The sequence below is a fragment of the Mesorhizobium sp. M0830 genome, assembly GCF_040319965.1.
Taxonomy (GTDB): Bacteria; Pseudomonadota; Alphaproteobacteria; order Rhizobiales; family Rhizobiaceae; genus Mesorhizobium.
Genome location: NZ_JAMYOR010000054.1, coordinates 32,007 through 47,826, shown reverse-complemented (window position 1 = coordinate 47,826; position 15,820 = coordinate 32,007). Strand labels below are relative to the sequence as shown.

The 15,820-nt window shown below is 59.0% G+C and carries 14 protein-coding genes; 4 read left to right on the top strand and 10 right to left on the bottom strand.

From position 1 onward, the window contains the following. Positions 1-153 precede the first annotated feature (153 nt). From NKI20_RS25825 to NKI20_RS25785, 9 genes are all read right to left on the bottom strand, one after another. Positions 154-1,107: an ABC transporter substrate-binding protein gene (locus NKI20_RS25825; RefSeq protein WP_023704384.1), complete on the bottom strand. Its 954-nt coding sequence runs from the start codon at positions 1,105-1,107 to the stop codon at positions 154-156. Positions 1,108-1,273: 166 nt separating this feature from the next. After that, positions 1,274-2,356 (bottom strand): LacI family DNA-binding transcriptional regulator, encoded by a 1,083-nt coding sequence (locus tag NKI20_RS25820; RefSeq protein ID WP_352835651.1) that lies wholly within the window; start codon positions 2,354-2,356, stop codon positions 1,274-1,276. Positions 2,357-2,558: 202 nt separating this feature from the next. After that, a complete protein-coding gene (locus NKI20_RS25815; protein WP_352835648.1) occupies positions 2,559-4,100 on the bottom strand; it encodes an acetolactate synthase large subunit in 1,542 nt (513 codons plus the stop codon). 310 nt (positions 4,101-4,410) lie between these two features. Then, the gene (locus tag NKI20_RS25810) at positions 4,411-5,454 is read right to left on the bottom strand and encodes a zinc-dependent alcohol dehydrogenase family protein (protein ID WP_352835645.1); all 1,044 of its coding nucleotides are present in this window, start codon (positions 5,452-5,454) and stop codon (positions 4,411-4,413) included. A gap of 78 nt (positions 5,455-5,532) precedes the next feature. Beyond that, positions 5,533-5,757 carry a transposase gene (locus NKI20_RS25805; protein WP_352835643.1) on the bottom strand — a complete coding sequence of 75 codons (225 nt, stop codon included), beginning with the start codon at positions 5,755-5,757 and terminating at the stop codon, positions 5,533-5,535. 76 nt (positions 5,758-5,833) lie between these two features. Continuing rightward, complete coding sequence (locus NKI20_RS25800; protein ID WP_352835640.1) at positions 5,834-6,880, bottom strand: amidohydrolase family protein; 1,047 nt, start codon at positions 6,878-6,880, stop codon at positions 5,834-5,836. 32 nt (positions 6,881-6,912) lie between these two features. Beyond that, a complete protein-coding gene (locus tag NKI20_RS25795) occupies positions 6,913-8,592 on the bottom strand; it encodes a GMC oxidoreductase (protein WP_352835637.1) in 1,680 nt (559 codons plus the stop codon). Between the two features lie 49 nt (positions 8,593-8,641). Beyond that, entirely contained in the window at positions 8,642-9,103 is a 462-nt protein-coding gene (locus NKI20_RS25790) for a RidA family protein (protein ID WP_352835634.1), read from the bottom strand. After that, complete coding sequence (locus tag NKI20_RS25785; RefSeq protein ID WP_352835631.1) at positions 9,078-10,118, bottom strand: threonine ammonia-lyase; 1,041 nt, start codon at positions 10,116-10,118, stop codon at positions 9,078-9,080. Before NKI20_RS25785 ends, NKI20_RS25790 begins: the two co-directional genes overlap by 26 nt. 469 nt (positions 10,119-10,587) lie before the next feature. Here NKI20_RS25785 and NKI20_RS25780 point away from each other — a divergent pair, with 469 nt between their 5' ends. From NKI20_RS25780 to NKI20_RS25765, 4 genes are all read left to right on the top strand, one after another. Beyond that, positions 10,588-11,607 carry an ABC transporter permease gene (locus tag NKI20_RS25780; RefSeq protein ID WP_050578024.1) on the top strand — a complete coding sequence of 340 codons (1,020 nt, stop codon included), beginning with the start codon at positions 10,588-10,590 and terminating at the stop codon, positions 11,605-11,607. A gap of 92 nt (positions 11,608-11,699) precedes the next feature. Continuing rightward, positions 11,700-12,473, top strand: a complete 774-nt coding sequence (locus tag NKI20_RS25775) for an ABC transporter permease (RefSeq protein ID WP_352835628.1) — start codon at positions 11,700-11,702, stop codon at positions 12,471-12,473. Next, positions 12,470-13,471 (top strand): ABC transporter ATP-binding protein, encoded by a 1,002-nt coding sequence (locus tag NKI20_RS25770; RefSeq protein ID WP_352835625.1) that lies wholly within the window; start codon positions 12,470-12,472, stop codon positions 13,469-13,471. Before NKI20_RS25775 ends, NKI20_RS25770 begins: the two co-directional genes overlap by 4 nt. A gap of 44 nt (positions 13,472-13,515) precedes the next feature. Beyond that, positions 13,516-14,532 (top strand): ABC transporter ATP-binding protein, encoded by a 1,017-nt coding sequence (locus NKI20_RS25765; RefSeq protein WP_352835664.1) that lies wholly within the window; start codon positions 13,516-13,518, stop codon positions 14,530-14,532. Positions 14,533-14,844: 312 nt separating this feature from the next. Here NKI20_RS25765 and NKI20_RS25760 read toward each other — a convergent pair whose 3' ends face one another. Then, positions 14,845-15,759 carry an SDR family NAD(P)-dependent oxidoreductase gene (locus tag NKI20_RS25760; protein WP_352835622.1) on the bottom strand — a complete coding sequence of 305 codons (915 nt, stop codon included), beginning with the start codon at positions 15,757-15,759 and terminating at the stop codon, positions 14,845-14,847. Positions 15,760-15,820: the final 61 nt, after the last annotated feature.

Genomic DNA, 15,820 nt, shown 5'->3' with positions numbered 1-15,820 from the left:
GTGCGGCGGTGGCTTTTTTTATTCTTCCACCGCGCGGGCCCGTGTCCGGCCTTGCCTCGCCTCCCTCCCTGAGCCTCCCGGTCGGGATGTGGGGGGGGGGGGGGGGGGCGGGGGCGCGCGGGGGGCGCCCGGCAGGGGCTGGTCTGGGAGACTTTACCAGCCGGGATACTGGGTGACGTTGTCGCGAGTGACGAGAACGCTTTCGATAAGGATGGTTTTGTCCTTCGGCGCCTTGCCCGCAATCATGTCCTGCGCGACCTTGACCGCCTGGCGCACCATCTCCGCCGGGTTCTGCGTGGCGGAGCCGATGAACGGTGATCCTTCCCGCTTCAGTTCGGCGACCGCTTCGGGGCTGCCGTCCACGCCGGTGACCTTGATCTGGCTGGTCTTGCCAGCCTGTTCGACTGCGAGCACCGCGCCGAGCGCTGACGGATCGTTCATGCCGAAGATACCGGTGACGTCCGGGTTGGCCGTCAGCATGTCGGTTGTCACGGCGAGGCCAGAGGCCCGGTCATTCTTCGAGGCTTGCTGGCCAACGATCTTGATATCGGGAAACTTCGCGGCGACAGTCTTGCAGCCATTGATCCGGTCGATGATGGTCTGGATGGGCGTGCCGTCCACCAGGAGCACCTGACCCTTTCCGCCCATTTGCTGGAACAGGTACTCGCATGATTTCTCGCCCGCCTGTACGGCATTGGTCATGATCACCGCGTCGGCACCGTGAGCCGGAGTATCGACTGCGATGACAATGATGCCGGCATCCTTGGCCCGCTGGATAGCCGGCTCGATGCCGGCTTCGTCTACCGCAGAAATGACGATCAGATTGACGCCCTGCTGCATGAAGGCATCGATCTGGGTGTTTTGGTTAGCCAGGTCGAGTTGCGCGTCCTGCACGTTGACGGTGGCGCCGATCTGCTTGGCTGCATCTTCCGCGCCTTTCGTCATGGCGGAGAAGAACGGATTGGACATGTCCTGCACCATCAGGCCGATTTTCTCGATCTTGCTGGGAAGCTTGCCTTCGGCACTTGCCGGTGATCCCCCGCAGGACAGGCCGAACGTCAGAAGGGATGCGGCGGCAATTAGCCGGATATTAGTGGTTGCTTTCATGGCGTTTCCTCCTTGTAGTCTGCCATCGTGATGTGATGGCAAATTCGGTTTCCTTGACTGCCGAGCCGCGACAATCACCGCGGTTAGACTCCGAGTTTCGATTACCCTAATCGTTTAGGTACGGGCGCGAAAAATTCGGTCATCATCTTTCCAATTCAAGTTGTAGTTAGGCTGCTTGTGAGGCCATCGGCCCGCGCGCATGCGCTCCGTCTCTCGAACACCCGCAGGAGCTGCGGATTGTCAGACGGGCAGGCACACGCTGCTGATCCTCGGGAAGATAGATTGGGGTGACAACATTGCCCTGCTTCTCGGCTTCGACCTGCTTGTCAATAATCCTGCGCAGGGTCACCGCCGCGAGGTGTCCGATCTGCTCGCTATGCTCGTTCAACACCGTCATCGGCGGATCGGTAAGCTCCGACCATGCGAATTCGTCATACGCCACAACAGCCATTTCCTGCGGTATTGCGATGCGCCTTTCAGCGGCAAGTTTCATGGAGCCGAGCAGCAGCGGGTTGTTGCCTGCGATCAGCGCCCGCGGAACTTTGCCGGTGACGTCGAGATGACGCGCCAATGTGCTGTAACCCGACCGTGCGTCGTTCTCCGATTCCAGGACCAAGAGGTCGGCCCCGTGGCTCCGCGCTGCCTCCCTTATGCCGCGCTCACGATCGAAGCGCGTCGACCATTTTGACGGATAAACCAGAAACAGCCAGTCCTTGTACCCATGCTCGGCGAGATGTTTGCCCACCATCAGACTGGCGTTGTAATTGTCGGTCGTCACACTTGGCGTATGCGAGGCCTCGGCAGGCGGCGAGGAGTCGACAAAGACCAGCGGAATATCCCAGCGCTCAAGCAGTCGTGTGTTCTCGGCCGTCAGTGTCAGCGTCGAAATTACGCCGGCGGTCCTCGACTCGATTAAGCGGTGGATCATCCTGTCCTCCAGACGGGCATCATACAGCCCGTTGACCGCGACGTCGCCGACAACCACCGTCCACTCGGAAGGTTCCAGCGCCTGCTGTATGCCTGCCATCAGATCGAGATAATAGGAATTGGAAGTACTTGCAGTAATGACGGCAACCGAGTCTCGGCTGGCCCGGCGCAGTTCCTGGGCAGCGCGGTTAAGGACATATCCGAGGTCGCTCGCAGCTTTCAGCACCTGCTGTCGGCTTGCCGAGGAGACCCCGTCGGCTCCGCTCAGAGCGCGCGACACCGTGAATACAGATAGGCCTGTTGCGCGACTGATGTCGCGCATCGTTGATCTTGCCAAGGGTCGATCCTCCGGTCGCCAAGTCAGCCCACAGGCGTAACCTAAACGATTAGGATGAATACCCCAGCGCTCAGTGCGTTGTCAACGGTCGGTCTGACGAGTAGCCGCAGCAATGCAGAAGCGGCCGCCAACTTGATCCGATCAAGCTACTAAGGCCTGAGACCAATGAAAGCGCTCGCTCTCGTTGCTAGATGGCCAATTCGATCAGAAACGGTGCTTTCTGCTTGAAACTTTGCCGCATCAGATCAGCGCATTGTTCGAGGGTGGCGGCGGGAGCTGCTTCAACGCCCATACCGTTTGCGAGCTTGACCCAATCGATGTCAGGGTTCGACAGATCCAGCATATCCATGGCAACCGGCCCAGGCACCGCCCCGACACCCTTGTACTCGCCGATTAGTATATTGTATTTTCTGTTGCTCAGGATGATCGTCGTACAGGGCAGTCGCTCTCGCGCCTGCGTCCAAAGTGATTGCAGAGAATACATAGCCGACCCATCAGCTTGGAGGCTGATGACGCGGCGTTCGCCATCCGCTCCGATTGCTGCACCTGTCGCTACTGGCAGCCCATCCCCTATGGCGCCCCCCGCCAGATGAAGCCAATCATGCGGCGGCGCATCGAAAGTGTGTTGGTAGAAGCCCCGCCCGTACGAGACGCTTTCGTCTGATATGATTGCGTGCTCCGGCATCACAGCGGCCAATGTTAGGGCCAAGCCCTCTGGAGATGGTTTGCCAGTGACACGTTCAGGCCGGCGCCCTGAGACAAACGCTGTAGCCTTGGCTGCACCTAACGCAGCGGCAAGTGCCTCCAATGCAGCCATTGGATCCTGCTCGGGCCGAGTGAGAACATGGATCTGGGCCTCTGGGGAATACTGACGGGAAGGCTTCCCTGGATAGGCGAAGAAGCCGACTGGAGCGCGGGCGTTGACGAGAATGATGTGACGGAAACGCGCCAGGGCATTCACCGCCTCATCTGTATTATAAGGCACACGCTCAAGTCGCATGCGCCCCTGGCCGCGCTCCAGGCGCGCGTTCACGAAATCGCCCATGACGCTGGCGCCGGTGGCACGCGCAATGCGGTCGACGAGTGCCTGCGCCGTCGCGAGAACGGCTCCGCCAGCCAAAAGCAGCAGTACGTCCTTGTTGTCGCGCAGGATATGAGCTGCAACTTCGACCGCGTGCGGATCCATCGGCGAGAACCCTGCTTTTGGCAAAGGCTCGGCCACTTCACCGCCTTCGTCCCATGATGCGTCAGAGGGTAGGATTAGGGTCGAGATGCTACCTCCGCCCAAGTGCGCTGCCTGCACAGCCACTGCGGCGTCGCGCCCGACATTTGCCGATGACAAGCTGGTACGAACCCATCCGGAAACCGTGCGGGCGAGTGCTTCGGTATCGGCAGTTAGTGGCGCATCGAAGGGCCGGTGATATGTCGCCTGGTCACCGACGATGTTGACAACGCCGCTTTTTGCCCGGCGGGCGTTGTGGAGATTGCCGAGCCCGTTGCTCAGGCCAGGCCCGCAATGCAACAGCGTGCAGGCGGGCTTTCCTGCCATCCGGAAATATCCGTCGGCCATACCGGTGACGACGTTCTCCTGGAGGCCCAGAACGCAATGCATTCCCGGGATCTGGTCGAGCGCTGCCACGAAATGCATCTCGCTCGTGCCCGGATTGGCGAAGCATGTGTCAACCCCTGATGCGAGCAGCGTCCGAACCAAGCTTTCGGCACCGTTCATCTTCGAAAACTCCCATATCGTCGCGGACATGCCACCCTAGGGCGGTCATTCCGCAAAATTTGAAACAGCCGCGCTCAGCTTGCAAAGCGATCGCCTGCGGTGGCGGTTCTGCCGCAGGTCTCAGGGGCGAATCGGGGGATAGACGGGTCGACCTACACGTTTGGCCCTGCAACTTAAGTGGCGCAATTCATTCGCCAGGTACGCAGAATGTACGTTTGTCAACATTCGCCGCCAAGAATTTCCCCATAGGCCCTTCCCGCTATCCCTTTCCCGACGACGGATTGGACCCAAGTTTGCATAAACTTGAGGATCAACCAAAGTCGGTGACCACAATCACGCCCGGCTCATCCGTCTTGTCCATCTTCATCAAAGCCGTGATGGCGCCCGCGAGATCGGTGGTGGAACCGATAAGGCGGTCGATAGGAAGCAGTCCCTGACCGATCATGGTGAACATCGGCTCATAGGCGTGAGATTGCATGCCGAGGCTTCCGTAGATCTCCAGTTCCCCCATGATGACGTCTTCCATTGGTATCTCGGGAGAGCTCTGAGACCCGAGGGTCAGACCGACCTGGATGTGGCGTCCCCGCTTGCGCAGACTCTTGACCGAATTGAAACAGGTGACTTTGTTTCCAAGCGCGTCCATTGAAACGTGTGCCCCACCGCCGGTGGCATCGACGACCGCCTTTGGGACGTTCTGGAAATCATTGGCGTTGATGCAGATGGTCGCGCCGAGGGACTTGGCAAGGCTGAGCTTTTCGGCCGTGATGTCCACCGCAACGATCTGGGCGCCCATGGCATGGCCGATCATGATCGCCGACAGGCCGACGCCGCCGCATCCGTAGACTGCGAGCCACTGGCCCGGCTTCAGACGCCCCTGCTCGACGACGGCCCGGAACGAAGTGACGAAACGGCAGCCGAGGCTTGCCGCGGCCTTGAATTCGAGCGCGTCGGGCAGGCGGACGAGGTTCAAGTCGGCTTGCTCCACGGCGACATACTGCGCGAAGGATCCCCAATGCGAGAATCCTGGTGTAAATGGCACGTTACAGATGTGCTGATGGCCGGTTCGGCACTGATGACAGTGGCCGCAGCCTGACGAAAACGGCATCGTGACGCGATCGCCAACCTGCCACCGCGTGACATCTTTGCCCTTCGCCACCACAGTGCCGGCGAACTCGTGTCCAGGCACATGCGGCAAAACGATGGACGGATCGTGCCCCACCCATGCGTGCCAGTCGCTACGGCAGACACCGGTAGCCTCGACTTTTATGACCGCGCCGCCCGGGCTCCCATTCGGGTCGGGGACAGTCTTGATCTCTGGCAGGCCCGAAAAAGTCTCGTATACAACTGCTTTCACTTACCTGCCTCCTGGTTTTGCCCGAATAGGCCCGGCTTGAGCGCCGCGCGTCTCGATCACTTGAGAGCCAGAGCGGGCTTAATAGTTTCCGCGCGCAGCCTCGGCCAAGATCATATTTTCCCGCGTCAGCTCAGCAACCGTTTGCCTAAGTTGGGTGTTCTCGGCTTCCAATTCCTCCAAGCGCAACAACTGGTGGCTCGTTTGGACGTGATACTCCCGAAGCCACCGCTCGTACGTCGCTTGCGTCACGCCTATCAGCCGAACCGCTTCAGCGACGCTGAGCCCTTGAGACGTCAACCTCACGCAACTTTGCGGCGATCTCGTCAGCACTGTGTTGGTTGGTCATCGAGCCCTCGCTTCAGCCTCTATTACACCGGCTTCAAGTAATTTGTTTAAGCCGGTAAGCTCTCTTGGCAGCTCCGCCGAAAAGGTTATCCTTTTCTGAAGCTGAATAGCTGCTTGCTAGCCGCTTGAATGCATTCCAAAGGACATGATAACTATATGATCTTTTATCTACCGGAAAATTTGACTCGAACATACACCTGTCGGGACCGAACAATTCAATCGCCGTTTCGATGTAAGGCCGCCACGCCTCGGCTAGCTCGGCAGACGTCGATGGTTTGTCCAGATGTCGGAAATCAAGATCAAGACCGGCTATGTGCAAACCTAGCCCCCCAAGCTTTACATACACGTTCTTGCATAGGGCAAGTTCTTGCATGCTCGCTTTCCAGTCGGCGAAAACCTGCTCCCTCTTGCCGGCATAAACCCCGATCCCGAGGGGGGCGCCAAGATGGTCGAGGATCATGGTGGTTCCGGGAAAAGTCCGCGCCAGATCCGCAAATTCGGCGATTTGCGGATGATAGAGCCAGCCGTCAAACGATAGTCCATACCGCTCCAGACGCGAGAACCCGGCCCGGAAAGCTGGATCCATCAGCAGCCTCGGGGGATAGTCGAGCGGGGTCGATTTGATGGTTCGATCAGCGTCCCAAGGCGAATTATGCCTCACGCCCTTGAACCGCTCTCCGCCGCGCTGCATATGCATTTCAAGGACGCGGTCGACACGTTCCCCTAAAAACAGGTCGGCAAATCCGACAATTCCTGCGCAGACCCTGACAGGCCCATAGGTACCGCTCGCAGCACAGGCGGCTACTCCGTTTGCGAACTCGACCTCGCCAACTGGCGCCAAGTCAGGATCACCTCCCTCGCGATACATTGAGCGGCATTGGACATAGACCGTGCCGACTATATTATGGCCCACATCTATATCCGCGAGCATATCCGCCAGCATGTAGCGATGGCCTCTATCCCAAAGGTGATGATGAGCGTCGATGATTGGAAGGTCGGGCTCCAGTATCTCTTCACGGTGTTTGGCGAGCCATTCCTCCGATATGGCAAACATGGACTTCTCGATCTCTTTGATGGTCAAAGCAATTCCCTTCCTGATCGGATCCTTGTGGATTACGAATGCTTCCTGGCTTCCGCAATGTTTGGTGAGTTGCCGGCGATACGGGATACGGTCCCATCGTCGAGCGCAACTATCCGGTCAGCCACGCGCAGTGCATTTGCGGCGATTGTCAGCGACGGGTTGATTCCGCCACTGGTGGGAAAGAAGGAGGCATCGACCACGTAGAGGTTCTCGATCTCATGGGCGCGATTGTCGCGATTTAAGACGCTGGTCTGCGGATCCATGCCGAACCGGCATGTCCCGCAGACATGCCCGAGGACCCGGTTCTCGCTGGCGCGGTAGATCTTCTTGAATTTGAGCGGCTTGAGCGCGTTTGCGATATGCAATCTGAACTGCGCCAGGCGCCTCGCTTCGAACGGTCCGATTGAATATTCGAGTGTGATGTTCTGCTTGTCTTCCGAGAGCCCGATACGGTTGGACTGATACGGCAGATCCTCCATGAACGATACAAGAGCATGTGCGCCCGACAACATGCGCTGAACGCGAAACTCTACAATCGCTCGGATGACAGGATACAGGAGGCCAAGGGGTCGCCAGACCTCCTGCAACGTCTCCTTGAACCCGGCCGCTATGCTTCTGGCCGGAGGCATTCGTCCGTTTGACTGGATCGTCCCGAGTTTCATGCCATCGATCAAGTAGAAATCATTCATAGCAATTTGCTTTTGCGGGCCCCTCGTATATCGCGTCTTAGTATAGACGATGTAATAATCGACGAAATGCCGCATGAGATTTCTGCCCACTTGGCCAGAGCCATTGGCGAGACCGCCCGCTCCATTCGAGCGCAAGAGAATAGCAGGCGTGTGCACGGCTCCGGCGGCGAGAATGACCTTCCTGCCGGACAGGCGAATTTGCTTTCCACGCCAACGGGCGTTGACGGCCGTTACCCGCCCGTCGGCGGAGTCGAGAGTATCGACCTCGCATTCCGACAACAGCGCGGCTCCATGCTGTTCGAGGGCCGGCTCAAGACAGGCGGTGACGCTATCCCGCTTGCAGCGCTGCGGACATATATAGCCCACACACTCACGGCATCCCGGGAGGTATTCGCAGGCCACCGGCACATGGTAGGGATGAAGGCCCTTGCTCCGGAAGTTCTCGGCCAGTTCTTCGACAGAGGCGGTGAAAGCGGGCGGCACTCTGATGCTGCGTGTTTCACCTGGCGGACGCAGCGGGTCCACGGTCGCACGCACGCCGTAGAGACCCTCGGCCTTTGAATAGTATTCATTGAGCTCGTTGAAAGAGATCGGCCAGGAGGTCGGCAAATTGGCGTCCTCGGCATCGCGATAGTGGGACGCCGGGGTGAAGTCGGACGGGAACAGGCGCTCCATGACCATGCCGTAGAGCGCGCTGCTGCCGCCCGTACCAATGCCCAGGACGGGCCAGATTTGGCGTGTGTGGGGTCCTGTGACGTCATTGATGGAGCCTGTGAAGCGGCCGCCACGACGCTTCTGTTCAGCGGTAAGGCCGCCGGATCCGCTCCCTGTCAGAGCCTCCAGCCAGTCTCCCGCCAATGAATCCGGCGAGTCGACATGATATCGTCCCCTCTCGCAGAAGAGGACTGACTTTCCGGCCTTGGCAAGAGCATAACCTGCTGTTGCGCCCCCGACACCTGTCCCTATGACAATGACATCCCACTCACGCGAGAGTATTTCCGGATCGTCGATAAACTTCTTCACTCTGCAAAAAGCTCCAATTTCGGCTCTGTGCTGAGCGACAGGCCGCATTTCAATTAACGATTGCTATAACCGCTTCGATCTCTACCCGGACGTTCGCCGGCAGCGATCCCATGCCAACCGCGGAGCGGGCGTGGCGGCCGCGATCCCCCAAGACTTCCACCAAAAGCTGCGAGCACCCTTCCATCACCCGGGCGTGGTCGCGAAAATCGGGAACGGCATTCACCATGCCGAACACCTTCAGAAACTCGATGTCATCGAGTGAACCTGTCACGGACCGTGCAACTGACAGCAGATGCTTACCGCAAAGCCGCGCAGCCTCGCGGGCCTCGTCAAAGCTGCAGTCAAGCCCCACCTTCCCTGTCAGAAAGGAACCGTCGGACAAACGCGGGACTTGTCCCGAAATGAAGATCAGCCTGTCGATCTTCTTGAACGGCACGTAGCTATAAGAAGCTGGCACAATTTGCGGAAGCTCAATCCCAAGCTCCTCAAGTCTGCCTTTGGTAAACGTCATCTCTCCTCCCATCGGATGTTGCAAGTATCGCGTCGGCGTACAGGTCCGGGTCCACATTTCGTCCACTCAAGACGACGACGGTTGTACGCCCAGTGGTCCGCTCGCGATTGGCCAAGAGGACGCCAAGCGCCAAGGCGCCGCCCGGCTCGACCACCAAGCCGAACTCCTCAAACGCTTTTTTCATGCCCTGCATTGCCTGCACGTCGGTGCCCGTCATGACACCAGACAGGAGCCTCTTGTTGACCTGGAACGTCAGCGGACCAGGAGATGGGGAGAGAATGGCATCGCAGATGCTGCGGTTTGTGAACGGAAGCGTTACGATGTGCCCTTGCTGCAGGCTCTGGGCGGTGTCGTCATAGCCCTCGGGCTCGACCCCCCATACTTCGGTAGCGTAGGAAAGCGCTTCCATGGCAAGCGCGCAGCCGGCCATGAGCCCACCGCCCGAGCACGCGGCGACGAACGTGTCTATGGCGGTGCCTGCTAATTCCTCCGCGACCTCAAGCGCGACGGTGCCGGCGCCGGCGATCACGTGCCGATGGTCAAAGGCCGGTATATAATGCAGGCCTTCCTTCTCGACGGCGCCTTCAATGAGCGATTGCCTATCCGCGCTGTCCCGGTCGAACAGCCTGATTTCGGCGCCCCATGCGCGCGTCCGATCGAGTTTGGCCGCCGGTGTGGTTGACGGCATGAAGACGACTGTCCGCGCGATCGAAGCTTTGCGTGCAGCCCAGGCAACCGCCTGGCCATGATTGCCGGAAGAAAGTGCCACGATACCATGTCGACTCGCCTCGCTTGAGAGCTGCGAAACCGTGTTCCATGCCCCGCGCACCTTGAAGCTGCCGGTAGGCAGCAATGTTTCCGCTTTGATCAACAACCTCCCGCCTGCCCGCTGATTCAAGGTTTCGCTTTCAAACAAGCGGGTTCGCGGGAGTACGCCCCTTAAGCGTTTGGCCGCCTCCTCAATTTCTCCGAATGCTGGAATCTGTACCTCTAGTGAGTTTTGCGCGGCGTTCATAAAGCCATCCCGTGAATTTGATATATCGTATAGCGTTGCTGATTTTTAGTGTCAACGGGGGGAATACCGCCCTTGTGGAGGGTATTAGGCCCACCGGACCGTCAGGGGCGGGCGCGATGGGCCGGCGAGTTCCGGCGCTCTGTAAGGGCATAACGGCCACGCTTTGCCCCAATCTGGCATTGGCATGCTTCGACACCGCCCCAGCCCCTGCGTCTTGAGGTGTGTCGCGGCGGGAGGTGGTATTGTCTCGCCACTTTGCCCAGCCGAAATCACGACGACCGCTCGAAAAAGAAATTGACAGACGCTCGAAACTGGCACTTATGATATATCAAATGAAGCCCTGCCAGCTCGGCACGCCAGAGGACATAGGCCATGGCAACAGCAGATATCGCCCGACGCTGTGTCGCAGTTCCTGGGAAAGTCGCGACTTGGAAGGCGATGATCTCCGGGATCAGCACAGGAGCAGCCGATGCAAGCCTATAGATACATGTTGAGGCGTTTGGCCGGACTGCCTCCGCTTCTGCTTGGCGTGGTGACTATCGCTTTCATTCTATCGCATCTGGCGCAGGCAGATCCCTTGACATCGATCCTACCGGAACGGCAGCTCAGCAATCCGGAGGCCGTAGCGGCGGCCAAGGCAAGATGGGGCCTGGATAAAAGCCCAATTGAGCAATACGTCGTGTACATCAAGAACATCGCTTCCGGCGATCTTGGCACGTCTTTCCGGACGAAGCGCCCAGTGTCCCAGGACCTTCTGGAGCGCCTCCCCGCGACTATGGAACTCGTTGTGGCCGCATTGCTGGTTGGGTCTGCTTCCGGGATCTTGCTGGGGGTCCTGGCGGCGAGAATGCGTGACACGCTAGTCGACCATCTCGTCAGGCTATTCGCACTGCTTGGCTCTTCGCTGCCAGTCTTTTGGTCGGGTCTGGCCGCCTTGTCTATCTTCTCGGTTCAACTCGGGCTGATGCCAGGCCCTGGCCGCCTCGATTCGCGCTCGCCGGCCTTGGACACGTTCACAGGATTCTACACGGTGGATGCGCTTCTCCAGGGCAAGTTTTCGACCTTCCTCGAGGCTTTGTCGCACCTGATATTGCCCGCCGCAGTGCTTGGCTGGTCAATTACGGGCATCATCTCACGCTTGGTCCGCGCCAGCATGCTCGATGTTCTCGGTCAGGATTACATTTTGATGGCCAAGGCCAAAGGCGCAACCGACAGGGGCGTTCTCTTCCATCACGCCTTGAGAAACGCACTCATTCCGGCAATAACGGTTATTGGATATTCTTTCGCATTTCTTCTTACTGGCGCCGTTCTGACCGAAACGATTTTCTCCTGGCCTGGAATTGGTTCGTATGCAGTCGACTCCGCGCGGGCGCTTGACTACCCCGCGATCATGGGGGTGACCTTGCTCGGTGGCGCGTTCTTCCTCCTGACAAACCTCGTCACCGACCTGACATACGTATCCGTCGACCCCAGGATCAAGCTACAATAGGTATGCAGATGACAAGCATCCCATCCACCTTGCCTCGGACGGGATCGAGGCGCCGTCGTAACCTTTGGTCGAGCGCGCCGAGCTACATCGGCTTGGTCATTATTCTGTTCTGGATTTTCGCTGCGATGACTTCGCAATTCTGGGCGCCTTACCCGTCTCTTGATATGGTCGGGCATCGCCTGCAGCCGCCCAGCTATTCACATCCGTTTGGGACGGACTCGCTTGGCCGGGATGTATTTTCCCGAACAATGGCCGGCGCGTCATATTCGATCCCCATCGCAACGACGGTGGTGGTTGCGGGTGCTCTTTTCGGTAGCGCGCTCGGCGCCATCGCCGGTTTTTTCGGAGGATGGACCAACACCTTGATCATGCGCATGGTGGACATAACGCTGTCGTTCCCGCCGATGCTGTTGGCCATGGCGGTAGCGGCGTCCCTGGGACCCGGCCTGTGGACGGCGACACTGGCGATGATTGTGGTTTGGTGGCCGCTTTATGCCCGGCTAATGCAAGCACAAGTCATAAGCGTCAAACACATGGAACATGTGGACGCGGCTATTTCGTCCGGAGTCAGGCCGCGGAGGCTGTTGACTCGCTATATTCTGCCCCTCTGCTGGACGCCGATCCTGATCAACGCCACGATGGATTTCGGCCAGGTCGTGCTGCTTGCGGCCTCGCTCAGCTTTATCGGGCTGGGCGCCGCCCCGCCTGCGCCCGAATGGGGCGCTATGGTCTCCGACGGTGCTGTCAATTACTATTACTGGTGGATCGCCACAGCACCGGGATTAGCCATTCTCACCGTCGTGCTGGCGCTGAATTTCATCGGTGACAGAGTGCGTGACATCCTTGACCCGAGGAAAGGCTCATGAGCGATGCTGTCCTGCTTGAGGTTCGAGACCTCAAGGTCGCCTTCGACACTCCCGAAGCTCATGTGGACGCTGTCAGGGGCGTGACGTTCTCGCTGCGAAAGGGCGAGATCATAAGCGTGGTTGGCGAGTCAGGATCGGGAAAGAGTGTGACGATGCGCGCGCTCATGGGCCTCCTGCCCCAGTCGACCCTGATCAGCGGCTCTGCGAAGCTGCTTGGAACCGAATTGGTTGGCATCGCCCCGAAAGAGCTGCAACGGCTGCGCGGCTCTCGAATGGCAATGATCTTTCAGGATCCTCTCACCGCACTCAACCCAGTCTTGACAGTCGGCGACCAGGTTATGGAAGCGATCCGCATTCACAACTCCGCGATGTCGGACACCGACATCCGCAGGCGAGCCATGGATTTGCTTGCCGAGGTGGCAATTCCGTTCCCTGAGAAGCGAATGGAGCAATATCCTCATGAGTTCTCGGGCGGAATGCGCCAACGGGTGGTGATCGCCATCGCCATCGCCAACAAGCCCGACTTGATCATCGCCGATGAACCGACCACGGCTTTGGATGTCACGGTACAGGCCCAGATTCTTGAGCTGCTGGAGCAGCTCTGCCATCGCAACAACACTGGGCTGGTGCTGATTACCCATGACCTCGGCGTCGTTGCTGGAATGGCGGAAGCCGTCTCCGTGATGTACGCCGGGTCGGTCGTCGAGCAGGCGAGCGTCGACGACCTTTTCGACAATCCCGCACATCCCTACACCCGCGGCCTTCTGGGCTCGCTGCCGGAGATCAATGGGGAGATTGGACGCCTGACGGACATCGGCGGCGCCCCCCCAACGCCTCAAACAATTCCGAATGGCTGCGCATTTCACCCGCGGTGTAGTTTCGCCATCGAGAAGTGTCGCGCGCTATCTCCTTTGCTCACCAAAGTAGGCAATTCAGCTGTCGCATGTCACCTGGCAAATGGCCTTCCGGCATACCGCAGTCCAAGGAAAGCGGCATGACGGACATTCTCCAAAATCTATCGGCCCCCTGTGGTGATACGGAAATGGCTGGCCAGGCGCCGGCGCCCGTCCTGCTTTCCGTGCAAAACCTAACCAAGGAGTTCGGCCTAGGGGGTGCCTTTGCGACCGGCGTCGGCGCCCCCGTTGTACGAGCCGTCGCAGGCGTCAGTTTTGATCTGATGCGCGGCGAGACGCTTGGCCTGGTCGGAGAATCCGGTTGCGGAAAATCGACGCTTGCGCGGTGTATTTTGAGGCTGACCAAACCGACCTCCGGGGCAGTCCTTTTGAATGGCGTCGACCTGTCAAAGCTTAGCAATGACGAGATGCGCCAGCAGCGCCGGCATCTTCAGGTCGTATTTCAGGATCCCTTCGCATCGCTGCACCCACGAATGCGGATTGGCGAAATCGTTGCCGAACCTCTCGGCCTGCTTGATCTCACGAAAAGCGAGAGGCAGAGCCGCGTCCGCGAGCTGATCGAATTGGTGAAGCTGAACAAAGAGCACCTTCAGCGCTTTCCACACGAGCTCTCGGGAGGCCAGCGCCAGCGTGTGGGTATAGCGAGGGCACTCGCGGTCAACCCGAAACTCATTATCCTCGACGAGCCCGTCTCGGCGCTCGATGTCAGTATCCAGGCGGGCATCCTGAACCTTCTCGCCGATATGCAAGAGAGCCTCGGCCTCGCTTACCTATTCGTCGCTCACAATCTTTCCACCGTCCGCCACATATCTAACAGGGTCGCTGTCATGTATCTTGGAAGGATCGTCGAGATCGCCTCCAGGGAAGAAATTTTCGGCAATCCTCGGCACCCCTACACGGTTGCGTTGCTATCGGCCGTTCCGACGGCTGATCCCCGAACCGAGCGTCGCCGAAAAAGAATCGTCCTTCACGGCGATTTGCCAAATCCCGTGAATCCTCCAAGCGGTTGCCGATTCCGAACGCGTTGCTGGAAAGCACGCGACATATGCGCAACAGAAGACCCGGTTCTGCGCGAATTAGGGAATTCCCGTGTAGCATGCCACTTCCCTGAGCCGGACCGTGCATCGCAATCCCAAGCGCAATAGTTCGGTTGAGATCTTTTTAGGCGCCTGGCGAGACAGGGGCGGGCGCATTGAAGCCTAAGAGGCCGCGCCGAGCTGTGCTAAGCTTATCTGCGTTCCGCCGAACTGAGGCAGAACCTTCGCGCCACATCTACGCCGCACGTGGCCGCCCTCTTCCAAGACCCTGCACTCGACTGGCGCGATGTATGGGCTGCCTGCGATCGGGGCTGTCCCCTACGGACGTGGCGCGCCCGCACCTATTTACTAGGTCAAGGTTCACAGGCCGCCTGCGGTGCGGAACCGCTCCGCACAACTCCACCTCGCAGCCTGATCGGTCTACCCTTTTTTGGCCGCCCGGCGCGCGCGAAGTTTTTCGGCCCCAATCGCGGCGTTTCGCTCCATCATTTTCCAAAGACTGCGTGGGCTGGCGCCAAGCTTCTTGACAGCCTTGCCCCGTTCAGGAGGTGCAAATGCCTCGACCGTATTCTTCCGGATCGCCTCAAGCACGATGTCAGCGACAAACTCCGCGGTGACGGGAGTCCCCGCGAACGACAAGGCCATCGCGTCGTCTTCCGCTTCCTTGTCGAGCATCGGCGTCTCGGTCGACGTTGGATGGACAATCGTGAATTTTAAAGGGCTTTCTCGCTCCTCTAGCGCAAGCGCGAGGTGATAGGCACGAAGCGCATGCTTGGCTGCCGCGTAGCTGGCGATGCCGGGAAAAGGCAGGAAGGCGGTCATGCTGCATATCGTCACGAGATGACCGTGGCCTTGCGCCTTGAACTTGGGAAGTGCCGCCATCATCCCTCTGACAGGCCCGAAGAAGTTGGTCATCATCGTGTCTTCATGCTGCTCCATCTTCAAATCGCGGGCGTATCCGGTGTGGACAATGGCGGCATTGTTGACCAACACATCCAAGCGGCCGAATTTCGTCCTGACTCCTTCGAGAACGTCGTCCCATTGCTGCGACGAGCAGATATCGAGCCGAACAGCTTCTGCCTTTGGCCCAATTCCCTGTGCGACGCTTGTTGCGCCAGCCAAGTTGATGTCGGCCAGAATGACGGTATTGCCGGCTTCGGCTGCCCGCTTGGCCAACGCCGCGCCGATGCCGCTCGCCGCGCCGGTGATTAGGAACACTTTGGATTTGGACATTGTTTTTCCCTCGTGTGGCACGCCTAAATCGCTTCCAGAATGCTCGCTCCAGATAGCCCTTTGATCGGCTGTCGCCAGACCAAGAGCGATCGAGGGCCACATTTTGGGTAAAACGATATATCATACTTGCATTTTGTGCGAGAGGGTGCAAGTAGAAAAGGTC

Excerpts from the sequence above, each read along its gene's own strand:
- NKI20_RS25825 (WP_023704384.1), bottom strand. The coding sequence starts at position 1,107 with ATGAAAGCAACCACTAATATCCGGCTAATTGCCGCCGCATCCCTTCTG.
- NKI20_RS25820 (WP_352835651.1), bottom strand. The coding sequence starts at position 2,356 with ATGCGCGACATCAGTCGCGCAACAGGCCTATCTGTATTCACGGTGTCG.
- NKI20_RS25760 (WP_352835622.1), bottom strand. The coding sequence starts at position 15,759 with ATGTGGCCCTCGATCGCTCTTGGTCTGGCGACAGCCGATCAAAGGGCT.
- NKI20_RS25770 (WP_352835625.1), top strand. The coding sequence starts at position 12,470 with ATGAGCGATGCTGTCCTGCTTGAGGTTCGAGACCTCAAGGTCGCCTTC.
- NKI20_RS25780 (WP_050578024.1), top strand. The coding sequence starts at position 10,588 with ATGCAAGCCTATAGATACATGTTGAGGCGTTTGGCCGGACTGCCTCCG.
- NKI20_RS25765 (WP_352835664.1), top strand. The coding sequence starts at position 13,516 with ATGGCTGGCCAGGCGCCGGCGCCCGTCCTGCTTTCCGTGCAAAACCTA.
- NKI20_RS25815 (WP_352835648.1), bottom strand. The coding sequence starts at position 4,100 with ATGAACGGTGCCGAAAGCTTGGTTCGGACGCTGCTCGCATCAGGGGTT.
- NKI20_RS25785 (WP_352835631.1), bottom strand. The coding sequence starts at position 10,118 with ATGAACGCCGCGCAAAACTCACTAGAGGTACAGATTCCAGCATTCGGA.
- NKI20_RS25790 (WP_352835634.1), bottom strand. The coding sequence starts at position 9,103 with ATGACGTTTACCAAAGGCAGACTTGAGGAGCTTGGGATTGAGCTTCCG.